We start from the raw sequence: 20,049 nt of genomic DNA, 5'->3' as shown, positions 1-20,049 counted from the left end.
GTACAGTGAGTTTAATGGTTTATTCTCATTAATATGTAACATTCGGAAAGGAAGTGTGCATGAGTGTCGGTTGTTTTGGAAGCGCGTAATGTTAGTAAGGATTTTGATGGGAATCGTTTGTTTGAGAATATATCCTTTACTTGTAAAAAGAAATCAGTGTTGTTTGTTCAGGGGAGCAATGGTTCAGGTAAGAGTACATTGTTAAAAGTTTTAGCAGGCATTTACGAACCAACAGATGGTAAAGTGATTAGGAATACGAACAAAATTGGATATGTACCAGAACACTTTCCCGAAGGCATTCGTTTTAAAGTGAAAGAATACTTGTCTCTTACAGCTTCCTTTCATGCAGCTGAAGAGGGGAAAGAACAGCTGATTGCAAACTATGTTGATTTATTTGATTTAAGTCCTTTTTTATCTACGCCCCTTGAGGCTTGTTCAAAAGGTACGAAACAGAAAGTGGGGATTATTCAAGCATTGCTCATGCGCCCTGAAATCCTTCTTTTAGATGAGCCGCTAACTGGATTGGATCTGAAATCACAACAAACATTGATCTCTGTATTGCAAGAGATTCGAGGGCAAATGCCAATCCTATTTACAGCACATGACGAGGGATTAGTTTCACAAATGGCAACAGATATTTTACATATTAGTTCCGGAAAAATGACTTCCTATCAGCCACACTTTAAAAAGGAAAAGTGGATCCGCGTACAGTTTATTGATGAAAAGGACTTAGGTTTTATACCGCCTAACCGAATACAATTTGACGGCAATACAGCACTAATTACTGTGGATCAAGAAAAAAGTGATGAACTATTACTGAAGTTGCTCCAAACGAACTGCTCCATACTGGAAGTGAAGGAGAAAGCATGATAATGCCAGGTTACATTAAATATCAACTGAAAAGTTATATCCGCTCGTTGACATTCATTCCACCAATCACCTTATTCGGAGCATGGATTATCATTTTTTATACATACAGCGGTGTTCCAATTTTGAGCAGTTATGCAGTTACATGTATTTCATTATATTTAATTATGACGTGGGTGGCGATGTCTGTATTTTCATTAGAGGAAAATGGAGAAAAAGATTTGTTGATTGTTCAACTGAAAAGCAAACGTTTGTACTTATATGGTAAATGGTTCGTCTGCTTCCTCTTTGCGTTTGTGATGGGTATGAGTGCAATAGTGTATCCATTAACCTTTTCTATATTTAAGGAAGACATTCAAATGCTTCAATTGGGTGTTGTCATTTACGGACATTTGGTGTCAGCAATATTCGGTATATTGCTCGGATCCTTTTTCTCTATTATAAAGAAGGATTCAAAACGGTTTGCATGGCTCTCATCCATGTTCGTCATTGCCGTGTCATTGGCGGGGGAAGGAATTGCGGAGAAGCTGTCTATATTTAAATGGATTCTTTTACCGTTTCCTCCCATAACCCAAGTCATTATCCATTTTACAGATGATGCATTGTATGGCATTGCAATGGATTTTTGGATGGATGCGATGTGGATAGTGGTTTATATCATACTGGCATTCATATTGACGATAAGATTGTTTATAAAAAAGGAATAAGTCGCCTGATTGGGTGCTTAATTATTGACCGATTATTCAGCATCTAAACTAAAAAACACCGCTAATTCTCAAAAAATTAGCGGCATCTTCATTTCATCAATCTTTTATTGGGCTATGCAACCAGTTCTCTAGGTATATGCTCAGTGAAGAATCTTAATAAAAGAAGTTAAGGAAAGTTGTTCTGTTATTCTAGTTTCACCTGTTTTTGAGAATCCGTTTATTTCATAGAAACGTACTGCGGGCGTGTTTTTGGTTCCTGTTGATACGATAATTTTATCAATTTCTTTCTCACTGCCTTCAACGAATGCCAATAACATATTGGCGATGCCTTTTCTGAAGTGCTTTGGGTGCACCATTAATCGGTGTATATCTAGGACATTCTTTTCTACCTTAATGGAAATTACCCCACTTAACTCCCCGTCCTGTTCATAATGACCATAAAAAATTTCATCGCACTGTTGTAATGTTTTGATGGTATCTTTCAATGGAGGTATCTCGTAGAAGTCAATTAACTCTGCCTCTACATTATAAGAAAGCAGTTGAAGTTTTAATAGTTCTTCAGCAATTGTTTCATTCTTTATATCAATTTTTTTTATCATGATCTTTCTCTCTTTCCGCTTTGCTGAAAATTTGTCGTTTCGTTTTCATTCGATAATAATATTTCCTACATATTGAGCGTTACCCTTATCAGAAATCAGCTGTACCTCGAGCACATATTTGCCTTTTTCTTTTGGAAAATAAAAGCTTCGGTCGTCATGTAATTCCAATTCTATCTGCTTATCATTTTCCCACACTGCTACGCTTAGCTCTTCGACAGCAAAATCCTGACTATCAAATTCTATATCCACTTTCTGCTTAGAACTGAAATGCAAAGGTTCTTGGCTTTTTGCAAAAGCTACATAGTCTTCCGTTACTTTTTTGTATACCTTATCAGAATTCCAATCAATATTCGTCTCAATTAATTTGACACTTTCTAAGGTGTTAGGATCTGATAAAAGAACAGTGGGTGGAGTAAAATCATACTCCTCACCGAAACAACCAGTTAGCGTAAACACGGACATGAATCCAATAAGTAATTTGACGAACGTTTTCATAACTCACCTTTTCAATTTAAATCATTTACTTTTAAATAGGTTATTACTAGTTATCAATAATAGTACATGGTAATAGATAGTGGATGCCGCAAATCCAATGAGACTATACCAAAAGAGGATAGACAGTGAATTATCTCCTGGCATCAAAATTAGAGGGAAGACAGTGCCAACTAATAGACCTGCAATTGAATAGAATATCAGTCTTTTAATGTACTTGTTTTTCTTTGAATACAGATTTCCTAATTCAGATAATTTATCAATCAGTATTGAACAAGGGATCCCGACCATAAGAAAAACAGGTCCAGCATATAATATGACGAAAAAAGCTGTTTCAAAGAATCCGAAGTAATACGTATTATATTCACGCTGTGACTGCGGAACATAGGAAATAGATGAATAAATGACAGCGAAAATAATAGCTGCAACTATTGCTGCTAACAACCTTTTTATGAAAGTCACCTCCATGTTAACTTTAGATTAATTTTACCATACAAATAAGCAGTTTTATTTTTGTTTAGTGGCATGGATTATAGCTAACTTAAATAGATTCACTTCATTAGCATTAATCCAACAGCGGATTAATGCTTTTTTCCTTGATTCGTGATATATGTTGCTGAGCGATCACTTTTACTCACTGATTAAAAATGAAATTATAAAAACGTGACGCTTCCATTCCAGATTCCGTCTAAGTATATAGAAAGAGGTGAACATCTTTGAAAGAAGACGACTTGGTTGAATGGTTCGATGAATATGGAGAATCTATTTTAAGCTACATACTCTTAATGGTGAGAGATTATCAACAAGCAGAAGATTTGACCCAGGAAACGTTCCTGAAAGCACATAAGAATTATTCGAAATTTGAACAGCAATCGACAGCGAAAACGTGGTTATTTGCTATTGCTTTTAATGTCACACAAGACTATTTCAGAAAAAAACATCCGCTGCAACATTATTTAGGTTTAACAATGCATGAAAAAGATTTCAAGCCTATGCCTGAACAGATTGTTGCGATGAATGATCAAACGGAACAACTTTACCGGACGATTCAACAATTAAAGCTGACTTATCGGCATGTAATTATTTTGAGGAAATTAAAAGAGTTTTCTACTGCAGAAACAGCCGACATTCTAAACTGGTCTGAAAGCAAGGTCAAAATGACGTTGAAACGAGCCTTGGCTGAATTGAAAAATGAACTGATAAAAGGAGGGTTTACCTATGAAAGATTTCATGGATGAAGAATTTAAGGATCTGGAACAAGAACTAAAGATGACGAAAGAATCCAAAAGTCAACTACGAACTAAAATTATGAATGGCACAATTCGCAGCAAAAGATGCCAAACAAAACAGTACCTTTATATTGCAGTCATGGTATGTATGGCTTTTTTCATCCTGTCTCCTTTTTATTCAACTACTATGGCTGGTCTTGCTGCGAAGGTTTTGCCTATATCGATTACGCCTAGTATTTCAGACGGTGAGGACACGTCCGATTTAACAGAACAACTGTTTAAATTAGTGGAAGCGGAGGGGTATGCGGTGAGTTCGGTAGGGGTCTTGCCATCTCCATACCTCATTGAAATAGCACTCGAACTGAATGATTCTACGTTGAAGCAAGCTACAAAAGAACTTGAACCGAAAATACTGGGCTTTTTATCGGAAAATGGCTATGACAGCTATGAAGTGAAGATTCTTCAAGCATTGGATGCACCACGTCCACAAAAATCAAATGATCTTTATGATCAAGTACGTGAGATTGTGAAGGAAGTGTTTACAGCGTATGGTTATGCCGAAGAAGCAGATCATGAATTGGCAGGTTTGAAGACATCCTGGATTTCGAACACCGTCACCATTGATATGCCGGATCATATTTTAGAGAGCACGGAAATTATCGCAGATATTGAAAATGAAATAAAGAAAGAAAAGTTAAAGGTGAAGGATGTAAAAGTAACAACCTTCAATTTGGAACATCGGCAGCAAGATAACCGATGGGCCTATATTGTATCGGATATACACGATGCATTGGCAGGGAAATCAAGGTATCAACTGGAAGGTATATCGTATAAAGTGAAAAACGGGCGTGCCTATGTATATATTAAATCAAACTTGGACCAACTGACTTCTAAAGAAACTACGGAAGAAATTGAACAGGCGATACGGGAATATTTAGCTCTTCCAGAGATACAAGAGATCATTCGTGATGACAAGTACACAATTCAATTAATGGAAGATAAGGAAACACCTTTCATTGAAATAGCAAATTAAGTTGAGAGGATTATTGGAATAAGCAGGAATTTCTTCCGGTTTAACGAAGTATACAGCAGGGGGGATTAAGTTGAAAAAGATATTTGCGCAGCATTCACAATCATAATGTTGACAGCTTGTTTAGAAAAAAAACCAATGAATATCAATTTAAAGGTGAAAGTGAACATTGGAAAGCTGTATATAATTATAAAGGAACAGAGGTAAAGTGAAAAAGATGGGGACAAAACTTATTCAACTAACGATCAGTATACGTTTGATTTAATATACAAAGGCGAGGTAGCGGAGCTGGCTACCATGAAAAAAATTGAATACTCCTACCTAAAATTCTATTAGGAAATGTGAAATGAATCTATTACAAGGAATATTTGAGTGTTCTTATAGAATTTAAAATTGTTGATATGAGATAAGTGGCTGGGACATAACTTCAAAAATGCATGAAGGACAAATTTCGCCTTCATGCATTTTTTCTATTGTACGCCATATTTACAGGCTCACCCATTTAGTATTCAAGAGCGTGCCTTTTGGAGCGCAGGGGAACGGACTATGTTTTCGTTCTGTCATAGCCTCTTTTTATGTACACAAAACCACTTCTCGAGAAAATGTCCCTTTCCGCGCAAGGCACCGGTCCGCCACATGAAACCCAGCTACTGCAAGCATCTCATCCATGTTTTCAATCGTAATGATCAAACAGCTTTTGGCAAAACGACGGGCTTCCTTCAAAATCTCCAGTTGTCCCTCAGCTGTAATATGCGTAAACAAATTATAAGGCATGTCGATAATCGCAATGTCATACGTTTCTTTCACTTCTGAGATTGGTCCGATTGTCACAGTGCCTTCCAAGCCGAAATACGCAATGTTTTTTCTTGAACCATAGACGACTAGCGGATTAATATCCCGTCCCTCGATCGGAATCCCCATCGATAAAGCTTCCACCAGCACGGTCCCGATTCCACAGCATGGATCGATCACCCGCACACCTTCAGGATGTGGCACAGCAATATTCACAGCTGCTCTTGCCAATCGAGTACCGAGCGCAGTCGAATACATATGGGGCTTTTGTTGATGTGCATGCCAGTCGGATGAACTTCGGGTCAGCTTTCCTGCATACCACTGATCCGCCAATTGTATAATCCCAATCAATACTTTGGGATCATCCAGCTCAGGCTCACCCTTTATTTGTAGTCCGACATTTCGTTCGACTTTACGGCGTTCGGCATGACCGATCTTCGGGGTACCGGCCAGCTCCATATCATTGAGGCAAACCGTCTTGAATGATTGGCCAATTTCTAGTTCAGAAGCTTGTTTTGCCAATGAATCCGCACTATCTGCCTGAATCCATACATCAAGTCGTGCTTGCATAAATGGACTGCGTGATGGATTGATTTCCATATCGCTCTGGATGACATTGTCCTGCACGTCTTTTCCGAAAAAAGCACGCATTTCCATCTGACATAGTTCTTGCTCATCACGATGGCGGATATACGTATAAATAAATTTTGGAGACCTCACTTACTTACCTGCTTTCATTTGGTTGCGCAGACCATCTAGTGCTTGGTGAAGAAGTTGAAGCACTTGCTCGATTGGCATGGACTCTTCAAAACCTTCAATTGGATCAAGCGGCATATTCACTTCCCACAGACCTTCGTTATCTGAAAAAGAGATACTGAATCCAATGAGTTGTTGCTGAAGGATGGATTCGATATAAGAACGAATCGCATCTCCTTCTTTTTTCTTCCCTTGTAAACCGAAAAGCACCATATATGTTCCAAAAATATCATCTACTTCAATTACGAGTGAATCCACTTTGTAGTCGTCAAAGTCAGGGGATTCTACGTAAAGAAATTCAGGTAAGTGAGATTTTAGATAGGATATCGGCTCCTTTAAAAAGGTGGAGTCTGCGCTGCGTAGTGTTTCTTCAGTTTCCTTTAGACAGATTTCCAATGCATCAATTGTTAATGGGTTCATTTCGTTCACTCCTCGTTAGTAAGTATACCGGATTCATTTTCGGGATACCACGGATTTAAATGAATTAACACTTCGTCGACATCTTCATTTTGCGCCATGATCATATTTCGGATCCTGCTCGAAATTACATGACCTTCTTGAACCGTCAAATTTCCCTCTACACCAATTCGAATATCGACCAGCACGTAATGGCCATGTTCTCTCGCGCGAAGACGATCGATTCTCTTCACTTCAGGTACAGAGAGAATAACTGTTTCAAACGCAGCGAGACGTTCATCGCTGACACTTTTCTCCATAAGAATATCCATACTCTCTTTACCGATCTCCATTGCTAACCGAAAAACGAGAACCGACACGACGATACCGGCAAATGGATCGCCATAAGAAAGGAAGGGAATGTCAAAAAGATCTCCAACTAACGCCAGGCCAATCCCGACGACTGCGGCGAGTGAAGCGTAGACATCTGCCAAATGATCGTATGCCGTTGCGATCAATCCTTTACTATTTTCCTTTTTCCCGATACGCATCGTATAGACGTACAGTACATACTTCCAAATGAATGAGATCACTGCCGTCAACAAAGCAATTTTGCTGGCCGTTGCAGGTTCTTCGAATAGCGCCTTTACCGCTTCGAATGCGATATAAATGGCGGCTAGTCCTAAAATGATCGCGACAATACCGGACCCGATCACTTCTGCCTTGCCGTGACCATATGGGTGATCTTCATCAGCAGGGCGTTTTGAAATCTGCATTGAAGTTAAAGCAGCGGCTGAAGCGACGACGTCTCCTGCGTTATGGAAGCCGTCGGCAAGTAACACAGGGCTTCTAAAAACAAACCCGACGATTAGTTTTAAAACGGTTAAGACGATATTGCTCAGCAAACTAATCCAGATTGCCATAATAGCAGAAGCAGAATGATTTTGACTTTGATTGAGATTGATCATTATTTTTTTCCCCCTCTACTAGTGTTTCCTATAAGCAACAAAAAAACCTCACCTGTTGTAGGTGAGGTTTGAAACATTTTTAATTGTTGGATTTGGTTAAGAATTTTCATTGCGATCACTCATTCATTTGTAGTTAGTCCATTATCCCATGAAACGATATTCTATGCAACTGAGGAGAGACAGACCACTTAATCCTGCGTGACTCTCGGTTTGCCCTGCGCGAAAGCAATTACAAAACCAATCAAGCCGAACACTAAAACTGGCACGATCCAGCCGACACCTTGCTCATATAGGGGCAAGTATCCGAGTACCTTGACTACAGGTTTCAACTCCAAGCCAAAAGCAATCAGCATATCAAAGAGTCCGATTACACCAGCGGCGACTAAACCGAATATGTATACTTCATGGTAACCTCTGAACACCTTATGGAATAGGCGGAATGAAATCAGTACGATTGCTAACGGATAGATACCGATCAACACTGGAATCGTCACAGCAAGCAATTTCGTCAGACCAATATTCGCGACGATCGTGGAAAACCCGCAAATAATGACCACAAATGCTTTATAAGGAATCGCTGTAACGACTCTTGAAAGATACGTGGCACTGGCGGATACCAATCCTACCGACGTCGTCAAACAAGCGAGTGTAACCGCAGCTCCAAGCAGGTATAGTCCGTTATTTCCCATTAATGCATAAGCGAGCTTTGCCAATATATCTCCACCGTTCGTTGCACCGGCTGCTACGCCACGGCTTGTTGTTCCTAGATAGGCGAGCCCAGCATATACGAGACTCAATCCGACAACCGCAATCAGACCTGCTCTCATCGTAATGGAGGTAATGGCTTTCCTATCTGTAATTCCTTTTGCTTTCACCGCGTTAATGACGATAATAGAGAAAACGAGCGCGGCCATCGCGTCCATCGTGCCGTATCCTTCTATAAATCCTTTAATGAAGAAATCTTCTGCAAAAGCACCTTGAGGCGCTCCTGCCGCATCCAATGGATTAACAATACCGATCACAACAATAAGCGTTACGATGGCAAGAAGCACAGGTGTCAAAAGGCTGCCAAAACGATCGACCATTTTATTCGGTTTCATTGAAAGCCAAACCGTCACAGCGAAGAAGACGATCGAAAATAGCGCCAATGCCAGCCCGTGATGAGAAGACGGTACAAAAGGTGACACGGCAATTTCAAAAGACACAGTTGCTGTTCGCGGTACACCGAAAAACGGTCCGAGTGCCAAATAGACGATAAATGGAAAGAATGTTGCGAATATAGGAGAGGCTTTTCCTGCCAAGTCACTCAGCTGATTTCCACTCATTGTCACAGCAATTACGCCAAGATAGGGAAGTCCTACACCAGTGATCAGAAATCCAGCAAGCGTGATCCACATTTGCGTTCCCGCTTGTTGACCAAGAAGTGGAGGAAATATCATATTCCCTGCGCCAAAAAAGAGGGCGAACATGGTCAGCCCTAGTTTTATCGTGTCAAACCTGGTAAAACTATTCATTTATAATTCCTCCTGAAGAACTCTGAGAAGCGCATGTATTTTGTTAATTTTCTGTATGCATATTAAATTCCAATCTGCTGCCGTAATACTATATGATATGTACTAATGTTCTGTCAAGTATACAGAATAGAATTCTCTGAATCACGTAATTGTACTCATGGAAAGCAAAAAAAGGATTCTCAAAATGAGAATCCTGCATCTATTACCCCATAATGTGATAGCCGGCATCCACATAAATCACTTCGCCTGTCACACCGCTAGACAAGTTGCTTAACATCGCAATTGTCATATCGGAAACTTCTTCCGGTTTGACATTGCGTTTCAGTGGAGCGCGTTCTTCGATTTGACCGAGAATCGTATTAAAGGAAGGAACTCCTTTAGCAGACAGTGTACGGACCGCACCGGCAGAGATCGCATTGACACGAATATTCTGTTCTCCAAGTTCAGACGCCAAATAGCGTACAGATGCTTCCAAGGCTGCTTTGGCAACCCCCATTACGTTATATCCTTCAAGCACACGTTCCGCTCCTAAATAACTCATCGTTATGATTGCGCCGCCTTCTGTCATGTACTGGCGTGCTTCACGTGCTGCTGCAACCAATGAATATGAACTGGAGTCTTGCGCAAATGCATATCCATCACGGGTTGTTTCAACGAATGGATTACGCAAATCTTCTTGGTGTGCAAAGGCGACAGAATGCACAAGTCCGTGAATGACACCTACTTGTTCTCCGATCGTTTTGAAAGCTTGTGCCATGCTTTCATCACTATTCACATCACATTGCACGATTTGCGTAGCCTGCAGATCATTCTTTTCTAAAGCCTTCTCCAATTTCTCACGGGATCGATCTTTTCGATAAGTGAAAATAACATTCGCACCGACTGAAAATAATGCTTTCGCAACTCCCCAACCAATGCTGCGTTCATTTGCGACACCCATAATGACAATATTTTTTCCTGACAATTTTAATAAATCTACCATAATAACCTCCTGAATTTTCATTAGTCACTGTAGCTTCTAATACTCTTCATAATAGTACCATATTGTGCGATTGAAGATGTAGCTTTTCTACAGTAGCAAATTCACCTTTTTTGAATTGACTGTCAATAAATAAAAATACAGTTGACTTTATAATTATGCACAAGTATACTTAGCTGTAATGAATAATGAGGTGATGACGTTGAAGGTAGGAATCATAGGAGCGTCCGGGTATGGTGGCCTCGAATTGATTCGGTTGCTGCACAACCACCCGGAAATTGAGCAGATTGATTTATTCACATCCTCCGAAGTGGGGACTGTATTTTCTGAGAAATATCCGCATCTCGTGACGATTCACGACCAACCGATGCAGGCGATAGAGCAGGAACATATCCGGCAACTTGACACAGTTTTCTTCAGTACACCGGCAGGAGTGACCACTTCGTTACTTCCTCCTCTTGTAGGGGTAGGGCCGAAGCTAATCGACTTAGCAGGTGACTTCAGATTAAAAGATCCTTCTTTATATGAAGAGTGGTATCAAAAAGACGCCCCTGAAATGAAATTTTTGGAGAAAAGTGTGTATGGGCTGCCCGAATGGAATAAAGAGCAAATCAAAGAGGCGGAGTTTATTGCAAATCCGGGTTGCTATCCAACGGCGGTGTTACTTTCATTGTTGCCGCTATTAAAAAATGAATTGATCGATGGCAGCCAGTTAGTCATCGATGCAAAAAGCGGGGTTTCCGGCGCTGGTAATAAACCGAGTGCGGTAACGCATTTCAGTGAAACGAATGAAAACTTCTCCATCTATAAACTTCATCAGCATCAGCATATACCTGAAATCGAGCAGGCGATGAATCTATTCGCGAATCAGCCTGAACCGATCACATTCACAACGCATCTCGTGCCGATGACGAGAGGAATTATGGCAACAAGCTATGCAAAAGTGAATAAACAGGTAACTGAAAAACAACTACTAGACTGTTTAAGAGAAACCTATAAAGAGAGTCCATTCGTCCGAGTCCTGACAGATATCCAGAAGATCGGAACGAAACAAGTATACGGCTCCAATTATTGTGATATACATGTCAAGGTAGATCCGCGCACAAATCGAGCGACGATAGTAGCTGTCATCGATAATCTTGTAAAAGGAGCTTCCGGCCAAGCGATCCAAAATATGAACATTTTATATGGTCTGGATGAAACGACTGGAATTGATAATATTCCATCATTTATTTGATAAGAAGCTCACACAGAAAATACCGGAATTGAGGGGAGCACGTATATGGAAACCATCGAAAGCATGAAGCGCATCTCGCGTAAAAATATTATCTCACCAAAAGGGTTTAAAGCAGTCGGCATTCATTGCGGACTGAAACATAAGAAAAACGATCTGGCATTATTGGTCAGCGAAGTGCCGGCAAGTGTTGCGGGTGTCTTCACTACGAATGCGATCCAGGCAGCTCCGCTTAGCGTAACCAAGCAAGTGGTATATGAAACGCAGAAAATGCAGGCGGTTGTCATCAACTCGGGCAATGCGAATGCTTGTACAGGCAAGCAAGGCATGAAAGATGCTTTGACGATGCAGCAAAAAACAGCCGAACATTTAGGGATCGATCAAAATTTAGTCGGCATTGCTTCAACAGGTGTGATCGGAGAACAGATGAAAATGGAACCGTTGTTGGCTGGTATAGAGCAACTGCAGCCATTAGATAGTTTAGAAGGCTCGATTCAATTCTCACAAGCTATTTTGACGACGGATACGGTGACGAAAAATACAGCATATGCAACAGCTATCGATGATCGCGAAGTGGTCGTTGCAGGTGTGGCGAAAGGTTCAGGAATGATTGAACCGAATATGGCGACAATGCTCGGCTTCATTACGACGGACGCGAATATTGAATCTGAACACCTGCAGCAGGCGCTAAAAGACATTACAGACGTGACGTTCAATTCCATCACAGTGGATGGGGATACGTCGACAAATGATATGGTTCTTGTGATGGCAAATGGAATGGCAGGAAATAATGCACTGACTCCTTCACACCCTGATTGGCAATCTTTCTTAAACGCATTGCACGCGGTAGCGCGTGACTTGGCGAAAATGATTGCGAAAGACGGAGAGGGTGCAACGAAGTTAATTGAAACGAAAGTGACAGGCGCTGTCTCTGATGAAGAGGCACGTAAAATCGCGAAGTCAGTTGTAGGATCACCGCTTGTGAAGACAGCGGTATTCGGCTGTGACGCAAACTGGGGCCGCATCATCGCTGCAGTTGGGTATAGTGGCGCGACGATTGATCCGGACGACATCAAAATCTATATCGGTACGACACTCGTCGTGGAGAACGGCGAGCCGATTCCTTTTTCGGAAGATGAACTGCTCATTTATTTGAAGCAGCATGAAGTGAAATTTGTCGTGGAACTGAACCAGGGAACTGGTGAGGGTACCGCATGGGGGTGCGATCTGACTTATGACTATGTCCAAATCAATGCAACCTATCGCACATAAGCGACAGGTTATAAAACTTGGTGGCAGTATGCTGGATGAATTGAGTGAATCGTTTTTTGATCGCGTGAAAGAATTGCAGCAAGCTGGCATACAATTACTTATCGTCCATGGCGGCGGACCGAATATTAATGAGGAACTGGCGGCTCGTGAGATTACTTCTTCCGTAATTAATGGGTTTCGTGTTACTTCCGAAGAAGCGATTGGTGTCGTCCAATCCATTTTAATCGGTCAAGTCAATCCGGCGCTTGTTCATCGTTTTAATGAGCAAGGCGTTAAAGCGATTGGGCTGAGCGGTTTTGATGCAAATCTTTTCACTTGTGATCTGTTGGATTTCGAGACGTATGGCTATGTAGGCGAAATTCAGCACGTACAAACGGATATTTTGGATTCATTACTCAGTGCAGATGTAATTCCGGTCATTTCCTGTATCGGGGCGACGGCTGCAGGGGAGCCGTTGAATGTCAATGCGGATACTGTAGCCAGTCAGATTGCGTTAGCGGTTGAAGCGGAAAGCTTACTGCTCGTGACGGATACGCCGGGAATTCGAATTCAGAATCAACCTCAGGCGAATGTGATGCCGGAACATATTCATCGCTGGATTGAGACGGAAGATATCTATGGAGGAATGATCCCGAAGGTTCAGGCAGCAATGGACTGTCTGGAAGCAGGTATTCCTTCCGTTCAGATTGTCGGTCAACAGCTGACAGGGACGGTCATTACCAATGAGGGGGCAATCGTGTGACTTCTTTGTTTAATAACTATGCGAGACGTGCGGTGCACCTTGTCAAAGGACAGGGCACTGTCGTCACAGACGATCAAGGAAAAGAGTATTTGGACTTTACGAGCGGCATCGCAGTCGTCAGTTTAGGCCATGCTCATCCTGCGATTGTCAAAGCGTTACAAGAACAGAGTGAAAAACTCTGGCATATCTCGAACCTATTCGAAAGTCCGGAACAGGAAAAGTTAGCGGAATCATTGACGAAAGATACGGATCTCGCGTATGCACTATTTTGCAATAGCGGAGCTGAGGCGAACGAGGCGGCCATTAAGCTTGCAAGGAAACATACAGGAAAGCATAAGATCCTGACGTTCAAACAATCGTTCCATGGACGGACGTTCGGGGCAATGGCTGCGACAGGACAGGATAAAATCAAGCAAGGTTTCGGTCCAATGCTTGAAAGTTTTGAAGCATTGCCTTTCAATGACGTAGAAGCACTGACGGACGCAGCGAATGAAAACGTGGCAGCTATCATGCTTGAAGTTGTCCAAGGCGAAGGGGGCGTCAATTCGGTCGAGCCTGCATTTGCGCAAGCGATTATGGAAGTTTGTCAGCACTATGGGATTTTATTGGTGATTGATGAAGTCCAAACAGGAATCGGCCGTATGGGGACTCGTTTTGCGTACGAGCAGACAGCACTGAAGCCGGATATCATCACGCTTGCAAAAGGGCTTGGCGGTGGTTTCCCGATAGGCGCACTCCTTGCAGGAAAAGACTTGTTCGACACGTTCGGACCTGGCTCGCATGGAACGACGTTCGGTGGGAATCCATTAGCGATTGCGGTCGCACAAACGGTCGTCGATCATGTCTTTGATCCTGCGTTTTTGCAAGCTGTTCAAGACAAATCAGCTTATTTTAAAAAACAATTACAAGCAGTGTTGCCAGCCGAGAAGTATTCACTGCGCGGTAACGGTCTATTGATAGGTATTCATTCCAATGAAGTAATCGGGCCAGTCATTCAACAAGCTGAAAAGCAAGGACTGCTACTTGTGCCAGCCGGAGCAAATGTCATTCGACTATTGCCGCCATTGACGGTTTCTAAAGCAGAAATCGATCAGGCTGTTGGGATCTTAAAGAATATATTGGTATAGAAACCACTTGAATTAAAGTAGTCGGTGAGCTGCAATTCAACATGGAAGGGCTATCTGGAACGTTTTCCTGATAGCCCTTGTTTTTATTTCATCAACTATTGCTTCGTGCTCATAAACTACCTAAATACGCTCATGAAATTCCGCCGCCGCTCATACACCTCCTCCAAGTGATCATAACCACATTAAACGCGATCATAAAGTCGCTTCAAATGCTCATAGAACAGCTTTATCCCCCTCAAATGAATCCACTTACTGCCCAGCACATTTAGTTTTTCTACATCTTACTACACAACCCTTTTTTGGAATTTTTTCTATACAATGAAATCAGGCTAAGGTATAGTTAATGAAAAACAACTAGAATGGAAGTGTCCTAGATTTGAAAAAACTATACAGCTTGCTGTTGGCTGTTTTGATCGCTGCGTATGTACTGCCACTGTCATCACTGGCAGCCATTTTTCCTGATGTGAAAGATGAGCATTCTGCCTCCGTCGAAATAAAATACTTAGTCGAACAAGGGATTATTATAGAAAAGCCCAACCAAAAGTACCGTGTCAATGAACCGATTACGCGACTCGAAGCATCCGCTATGATTCAGCGTGCATTGAAGCTTTCGATGGAAAATCGACCAGCTGTGGAACTTTCAGACGTCAAGTCATCCCATCCGCACTATCAGCTGATTGCGACAATGGTGGACGAGGGCATTTTTATGGGCAATGCAAATCAGGAATTCCTGCCGAATGGCAACTTGAAACGCGGACAGATGGCGGCTGTATTCGTCAGAGCATTCGACTTGAAAGGAACATCCGGCTATCGATTCCGTGATGTACCTGCTTCCTATTGGGCACTGCCTGCGATTCAAACGTTATCTGCTCAATCCGTTACAACTGGATTTTTAGACAATACATTTAAGCCGAATGATTCCTTAACGCGCGGGCACTTCGCGGTGTTCCTTGCCAGAATCTTGGAGCCAAGCTTTAAAAATACGCCCGCTTGTTATATCGGTGACAATAAAGCTCAGCAAGTTGTCACTGTCCCGGTCTCAACATTATGGAAACAGCCTGGCACGAAACGTCCGGTAGATTCATATGCGAACGGTAAAACACCGGACATTAGTAAATGGGTATCTTCCATGACCCTGCCGCAAAAACAATGGCTTGTTGGTAAGTTGGAGACACAGGTTCTTTATGGACAAACTGTGAAAGTACTGCAGACAAAAGGGGATTGGGCGCAAGTCGCAGTTGTAGATCAAAGCTCACCAAAACATGCAGCGGGCTATCCTGGCTGGCTGCCGAAGAACCATCTCGCAACTGTTTATCCAAATTATTCAACATGTAAAACGGCTATGGTGAAAACAAAAACAGCCATTCTGACTCATGATGAAAATGGAAAAAAACCATTCCGAACGATCAGTTTCAACACCACCCTGCCAGTTGTCGGAGAGACAGGCGATCGAATCGCTGTGCAGACCCCAACGGACGGGGTGAAATATATTAATAAGAATACTGTGAAATTGGTAAATGCAAAAGAAAGTTTGCCGAACCCGACAGCTCAGCAAATCGTAGAGACTGCTAAAATCTTTGACGGGTTGTCCTACTTATGGGCAGGTACTTCAGGTTTCGGCCTCGATTGCTCAGGTTTTACCTATTCTGTCTACCGCCAACACGGCATCAACTTGCCGCGGGATGCTTCCGTGCAAGCGGTCAATGGTATGAAAGTCTTGAAAAAAGATTTGCAGCCGGGTGACTTATTGTTTTTTGCTTACAATAAAGGAAAAGGGACCGTGCATCATGTCGGTATGTATATTGGCAATGGTCAAATGATCCACGCACCGAATCCGAAAAGAACTGTCGAAATTGTGCCGTTGACACTTGAACCATACAAATCAGAATACGCTGGAGCTAGAAGATATCTTCGTTAAATAGGAGAAGCGCGCAGACCATGGCCTGCGCGCTTTTTCTCAATCTTATAATTTGTCTTTATACAGTAGCTGATCATCTTTCAAATCGATAATTTTCAAGAAGCGGTCATGTTTTATAAAAATACTTTTATAGACTTTTTCACCACGTCCATTTTCAAATAAGATAATTCGTTTACCGGGATTGTCTGTCTCCACGTGGGATGTAAGCTTATCGATTGGCATATGCTCGCCTAATACAGCAGACTCTTCATACCCTGATAAGTCGGAAGCAGACGAAGCTGAATGATCTTCCGGCTCATCTTCCGGCGCGATTTCGCTATCAGGAGATGTTACCGACTCCTCTTCAGATTCTATCGTATCCTTCGCAATCTCCTCTTCTTCTTTGGGTTGCGATTCTTCGTTGTTTCCACACGCTGCCAAGACTATCGCCAACGCGGGAAGTAACCACCATTTCTTCATTAAGTACCACTCCTATTGAGGACTAAATCTTTTGCGTAAACAAGTGTAAAAGAATCCATCGCGCAAATCAAATTAAGAGGCTTAAACTAGATTTGGGAGATTGGAATTTTATTGTCTGACTGGATTATTAGATAGTAATTGAAGATTTGCATTTTGCAAATTCGCCAGCTCAATAACTACAATATTCAAAATACGTATAACTTTCCTCACACTTTATGCTATAGTAAATATATAGTAGATACGCACGGATGGGGGAAAGTGAATGGAGAAGCTATTAAGATCATCATCTGCAAGAAAAGCGCTTAACAAAGTAGAAAAAGTAACAAAACGCATTCAACCTCTAGTGGAAAATGAACATTCATTTGAAAAAAATTACAAACAGCTTCATAGATTGCTGGATGATGAGTTGAATGAAGATGAATACTTTGTCATCGTCGACGAGACAGGGCGCAGCTACATCCATACAAACCGATTATGGGAAGGAACGTTATTTTCTGATCCTGTTGGCTTGAAAGCTGCGAATACTGACCAACCTTTACTGCAAATATATGAACGACAATCAGGTGAACGTCTTATTGACGCATCCGCCCCAATCATCAAATCAAACGGCACTCGCTATAGTTTACGTCTCGGTCGGATCGTTCATCAAAAGTATATTCTTTACGGCATGACGGGCGCTATTCTACTGCCAGCCCTTATCATGGCACTGATTGCATATCTTCTTGATTTACCTTTCAACCAAGGGCTGATTTTTTCGGTGGCATCGCTTCTTATTTCTGCTATTACAATCATAGCACTCTATAAAACCGTCATGATTGGCATCCGTTCCTGGCGCCAAGTCACGAGAAAAATTTCGGCAGGGGATTTGACGGCGGAAGTCACTGAACGGTCAAGATCGGAATTCAATCAAATTGGATTTGAAATTAATAAAATGGTGATTGGCACGAAAAACATCGTCAAAGAGCTGGATAGTTCATCCGGTATCGTTGACCAAATTAGTCAAGATCAAGCATCTGAAGCGAAACGCTTATCTAGTGTTTTCACGGCATATGGGGACACCATGCAAAACTTCCAGGTCGGAACGGAGCAACAACTTTCTTCATTACAGTCAGCAAACGCCATGGTCCAAACGATGATGCAAGGCATCCGTGAAATGGAAGCGCGTATCCAGCAGACGCTCGCAAAGTCTGAAGATGCATCTCAAGCAGCAGAAGAGGGTAGCCAAGCTATTGAAGAATCCGAGCAAAAGATGCAGCAAATAAATGAAGCCGTGCAAAAATCTTCCCAGAAAATCATGCAAGTGGCGGAAGACATCCATCAAGTCATTCAAAAAGTATCTCTGATTACGAAAATCGCGGAGCAGACCAACTTATTGGCACTGAATGCATCCATCGAAGCAGCACGGGCGGGTGAAGCGGGAAGTGGTTTCTCCGTTGTTGCCAATGAAGTCCGTAAACTCGCTGAAGAAACGAATGATTTTGCGAATGACGTGGTGCGAACACTCGAGCAAACCAACAATGAAGTGAAAATTGCGGTACAGCAAGTGGAATCGAATACCGACACAATTCAAGAAGGTGTGGAAATCGTCAAAGTTGCCGGCCAATCCATCCATCAAATGAATGAAGCGGTGATCGATACGAAATCTGCTGTCAATAACAACAGTCGTCATGCGGAAGAAATGATTCAAGACGGCGAACAGATTGAAAGAATTATCGAGCAGATCACAATCATTTCCGAACAATTTACGGATAGTGTTACAGAAACCGTTGCGGGAATGGATGAGCAAGTCGAAGGAATTCAGCAGTTGGCGAGTGACGCGGTCAGATTGACAGACCAAGCTGCCGCGCTGAACCGCATTGTTCACCGCTTTAAATTTTGATTTACACAAACAACGAAACAGGCGATGCAAAACCAGTTGGTTTGCATCGCCTGTTTACTTTTCATTATTATGCGGAAACACTAGGCTCGGCAGATTGTTTCTTGTATTGTCGTACTTCGTCTTTGCGCTTTTGCTGCAACCGCAAGAAAATGTTATTGCCGACAAGAGAAAGAATGATGAATACCGTACCGATATAATCAAACACCGTCAACTGATAACCTTGCACAAACGAAATGACCAATGTAGTCACTGGAACAAAGTTGATGAATAGTAGACCATTTAATGGTGACAAAATTCGAACTCCGACATTCCAGCCAAGCAATGCAATGATACCGGGGAAAACAATCATAAACAGCATATGCGGACTAACTGTTTGCACAGTTGCAAGTGTCGGAACGGAAATATAACCAGTCAGCGTGACGAAAAAGACGATGACACAAGCTGTGGCAGTACCGAGCAGACAGCTTAATGTGGAATAACGCAATGACGACCACTCGCTGAACTGATTGCCGCCCATCGTATAGACCACCCAGCCGATCACAGCTAAAAAGATGAGCAAGGACGGAATTATATCATCCGTCGCAGTCAAAAATGTTCGTAAATCACCTTTTGTAATGACGAGCATCACACCGATAAATGCAGTAAATACACATGTTAATGTAAAACCATGCGGCTTTTGCCTGCTGATGAACCAAACGATTACAATGGAAATCATCGGCATCATGGCTTCTGAAATGGAAGCAACCATGATTCCCGGTTCACCCATCAGATCTTCGCCCCAGAAGATGAACAAGTTGTAGACAACAAATGCCATCGTACCGAAAAACCAAAGCGATAAACCCCTCTTCTCCAAGCGAAAAGCCTGTTTTCCTTCTTTCCACCACAATAAAATGACGAGTAAAATTGTTACCGATACGTAGCGAATCAATGTGAAATAAAAGGGATCAATTGCTTTAAATGCGCTATTGGCAACAGGGAACATCGCGCCCCATGATGCACTGGCGATAAAACATAGAAACGCTCCCCATATAATTTTGTTTTTCATTGGACCAAACTCCCCTCGAAGTACTTACTCTAGTAAACTAGAAA

At 42.0% G+C, this 20,049-nt stretch carries 19 protein-coding genes; 10 read left to right on the top strand and 9 right to left on the bottom strand.

Annotation, left to right across the window (positions count from 1 at the left end):
* The first annotated feature begins 63 nt into the window (after nucleotides 1-63).
* Together MKX97_RS11830 and MKX97_RS11825 are read left to right on the top strand one after the other, a co-directional pair.
* Nucleotides 64-870: an ABC transporter ATP-binding protein gene (locus MKX97_RS11830; RefSeq protein WP_342536049.1), complete on the top strand. Its 807-nt coding sequence runs from the start codon at nucleotides 64-66 to the stop codon at nucleotides 868-870.
* Nucleotides 871-872: 2 nt separating this feature from the next.
* Entirely contained in the window at nucleotides 873-1,574 is a 702-nt protein-coding gene (locus MKX97_RS11825) for a hypothetical protein (protein ID WP_040759369.1), read from the top strand.
* Nucleotides 1,575-1,714: 140 nt separating this feature from the next.
* On the opposite strand, the gene MKX97_RS11820 is transcribed toward MKX97_RS11825, so the two are convergent.
* Nucleotides 1,715-2,173, bottom strand: a complete 459-nt coding sequence (locus tag MKX97_RS11820) for a GNAT family N-acetyltransferase (protein WP_009497900.1) — start codon at nucleotides 2,171-2,173, stop codon at nucleotides 1,715-1,717.
* Between the two features lie 45 nt (nucleotides 2,174-2,218).
* Complete coding sequence (locus tag MKX97_RS11815) at nucleotides 2,219-2,668, bottom strand: hypothetical protein (RefSeq protein WP_009497899.1); 450 nt, start codon at nucleotides 2,666-2,668, stop codon at nucleotides 2,219-2,221.
* Nucleotides 2,669-3,381: 713 nt separating this feature from the next.
* Between MKX97_RS11815 and MKX97_RS11810 the strand changes: the two genes are divergently transcribed.
* The gene (locus tag MKX97_RS11810) at nucleotides 3,382-3,903 is read left to right on the top strand and encodes a sigma-70 family RNA polymerase sigma factor (RefSeq protein WP_009497897.1); all 522 of its coding nucleotides are present in this window, start codon (nucleotides 3,382-3,384) and stop codon (nucleotides 3,901-3,903) included.
* Complete coding sequence (locus MKX97_RS11805) at nucleotides 3,884-4,927, top strand: DUF4030 domain-containing protein (protein ID WP_342536046.1); 1,044 nt, start codon at nucleotides 3,884-3,886, stop codon at nucleotides 4,925-4,927. Before MKX97_RS11810 ends, MKX97_RS11805 begins: the two co-directional genes overlap by 20 nt.
* Nucleotides 4,928-5,497: 570 nt before the next feature.
* Here the strand turns inward: MKX97_RS11805 and MKX97_RS11800 are convergent.
* The 5 genes from MKX97_RS11800 to MKX97_RS11780 all read right to left on the bottom strand — a co-directional run bounded on the left by MKX97_RS11800 (nucleotide 5,498) and on the right by MKX97_RS11780 (nucleotide 10,332).
* The gene (locus tag MKX97_RS11800; RefSeq protein WP_009497895.1) at nucleotides 5,498-6,436 is read right to left on the bottom strand and encodes an RNA methyltransferase; all 939 of its coding nucleotides are present in this window, start codon (nucleotides 6,434-6,436) and stop codon (nucleotides 5,498-5,500) included.
* Complete coding sequence (locus tag MKX97_RS11795) at nucleotides 6,437-6,892, bottom strand: protoporphyrinogen oxidase (RefSeq protein WP_342536045.1); 456 nt, start codon at nucleotides 6,890-6,892, stop codon at nucleotides 6,437-6,439.
* Nucleotides 6,893-6,897: 5 nt separating this feature from the next.
* Entirely contained in the window at nucleotides 6,898-7,836 is a 939-nt protein-coding gene (locus MKX97_RS11790; protein ID WP_009497893.1) for a cation diffusion facilitator family transporter, read from the bottom strand.
* A gap of 188 nt (nucleotides 7,837-8,024) precedes the next feature.
* Nucleotides 8,025-9,350, bottom strand: coding sequence for a branched-chain amino acid transport system II carrier protein (brnQ, locus tag MKX97_RS11785; protein ID WP_009497892.1), 1,326 nt, complete (start codon nucleotides 9,348-9,350; stop codon nucleotides 8,025-8,027).
* A 202-nt stretch (nucleotides 9,351-9,552) separates the two neighbouring features.
* Nucleotides 9,553-10,332, bottom strand: coding sequence for an SDR family oxidoreductase (locus MKX97_RS11780; protein WP_340759466.1), 780 nt, complete (start codon nucleotides 10,330-10,332; stop codon nucleotides 9,553-9,555).
* A 199-nt stretch (nucleotides 10,333-10,531) separates the two neighbouring features.
* On the opposite strand from MKX97_RS11780, the gene argC reads away from it, so the two are divergent.
* The 5 genes from argC to MKX97_RS11755 all read left to right on the top strand — a co-directional run bounded on the left by argC (nucleotide 10,532) and on the right by MKX97_RS11755 (nucleotide 16,622).
* Nucleotides 10,532-11,566 (top strand): N-acetyl-gamma-glutamyl-phosphate reductase, encoded by a 1,035-nt coding sequence (gene argC / locus MKX97_RS11775; RefSeq protein WP_176132580.1) that lies wholly within the window; start codon nucleotides 10,532-10,534, stop codon nucleotides 11,564-11,566.
* A gap of 45 nt (nucleotides 11,567-11,611) precedes the next feature.
* A complete protein-coding gene (argJ, locus tag MKX97_RS11770) occupies nucleotides 11,612-12,835 on the top strand; it encodes a bifunctional glutamate N-acetyltransferase/amino-acid acetyltransferase ArgJ (protein WP_009497889.1) in 1,224 nt (407 codons plus the stop codon).
* A complete protein-coding gene (gene argB / locus MKX97_RS11765; RefSeq protein ID WP_040759356.1) occupies nucleotides 12,798-13,577 on the top strand; it encodes an acetylglutamate kinase in 780 nt (259 codons plus the stop codon). The genes argJ and argB overlap by 38 nt, the downstream gene beginning before the upstream one ends.
* Entirely contained in the window at nucleotides 13,574-14,704 is a 1,131-nt protein-coding gene (locus tag MKX97_RS11760) for an acetylornithine transaminase (protein WP_342536043.1), read from the top strand. The genes argB and MKX97_RS11760 overlap by 4 nt, the downstream gene beginning before the upstream one ends.
* A 376-nt stretch (nucleotides 14,705-15,080) precedes the next feature.
* A complete protein-coding gene (locus MKX97_RS11755; RefSeq protein ID WP_009497886.1) occupies nucleotides 15,081-16,622 on the top strand; it encodes an S-layer homology domain-containing protein in 1,542 nt (513 codons plus the stop codon).
* 45 nt (nucleotides 16,623-16,667) lie between these two features.
* Here MKX97_RS11755 and MKX97_RS11750 read toward each other — a convergent pair whose 3' ends face one another.
* Nucleotides 16,668-17,081 carry a hypothetical protein gene (locus MKX97_RS11750; protein WP_009497885.1) on the bottom strand — a complete coding sequence of 138 codons (414 nt, stop codon included), beginning with the start codon at nucleotides 17,079-17,081 and terminating at the stop codon, nucleotides 16,668-16,670.
* Between the two features lie 262 nt (nucleotides 17,082-17,343).
* Between MKX97_RS11750 and MKX97_RS11745 the strand changes: the two genes are divergently transcribed.
* Nucleotides 17,344-18,960: a methyl-accepting chemotaxis protein gene (locus MKX97_RS11745; protein ID WP_009497884.1), complete on the top strand. Its 1,617-nt coding sequence runs from the start codon at nucleotides 17,344-17,346 to the stop codon at nucleotides 18,958-18,960.
* Between the two features lie 67 nt (nucleotides 18,961-19,027).
* Here MKX97_RS11745 and MKX97_RS11740 read toward each other — a convergent pair whose 3' ends face one another.
* Nucleotides 19,028-20,005: a DMT family transporter gene (locus MKX97_RS11740; RefSeq protein ID WP_009497883.1), complete on the bottom strand. Its 978-nt coding sequence runs from the start codon at nucleotides 20,003-20,005 to the stop codon at nucleotides 19,028-19,030.
* Nucleotides 20,006-20,049: the final 44 nt, after the last annotated feature.

It is taken from the genome of Sporosarcina sp. FSL K6-3508, from assembly GCF_038615825.1.
GTDB lineage: Bacteria > Bacillota > Bacilli > Bacillales_A > Planococcaceae > Sporosarcina > Sporosarcina newyorkensis.
The sequence above is the reverse complement of the archived record's forward strand: the minus strand, read 5'-3'. Positions and strand labels throughout refer to the sequence as shown.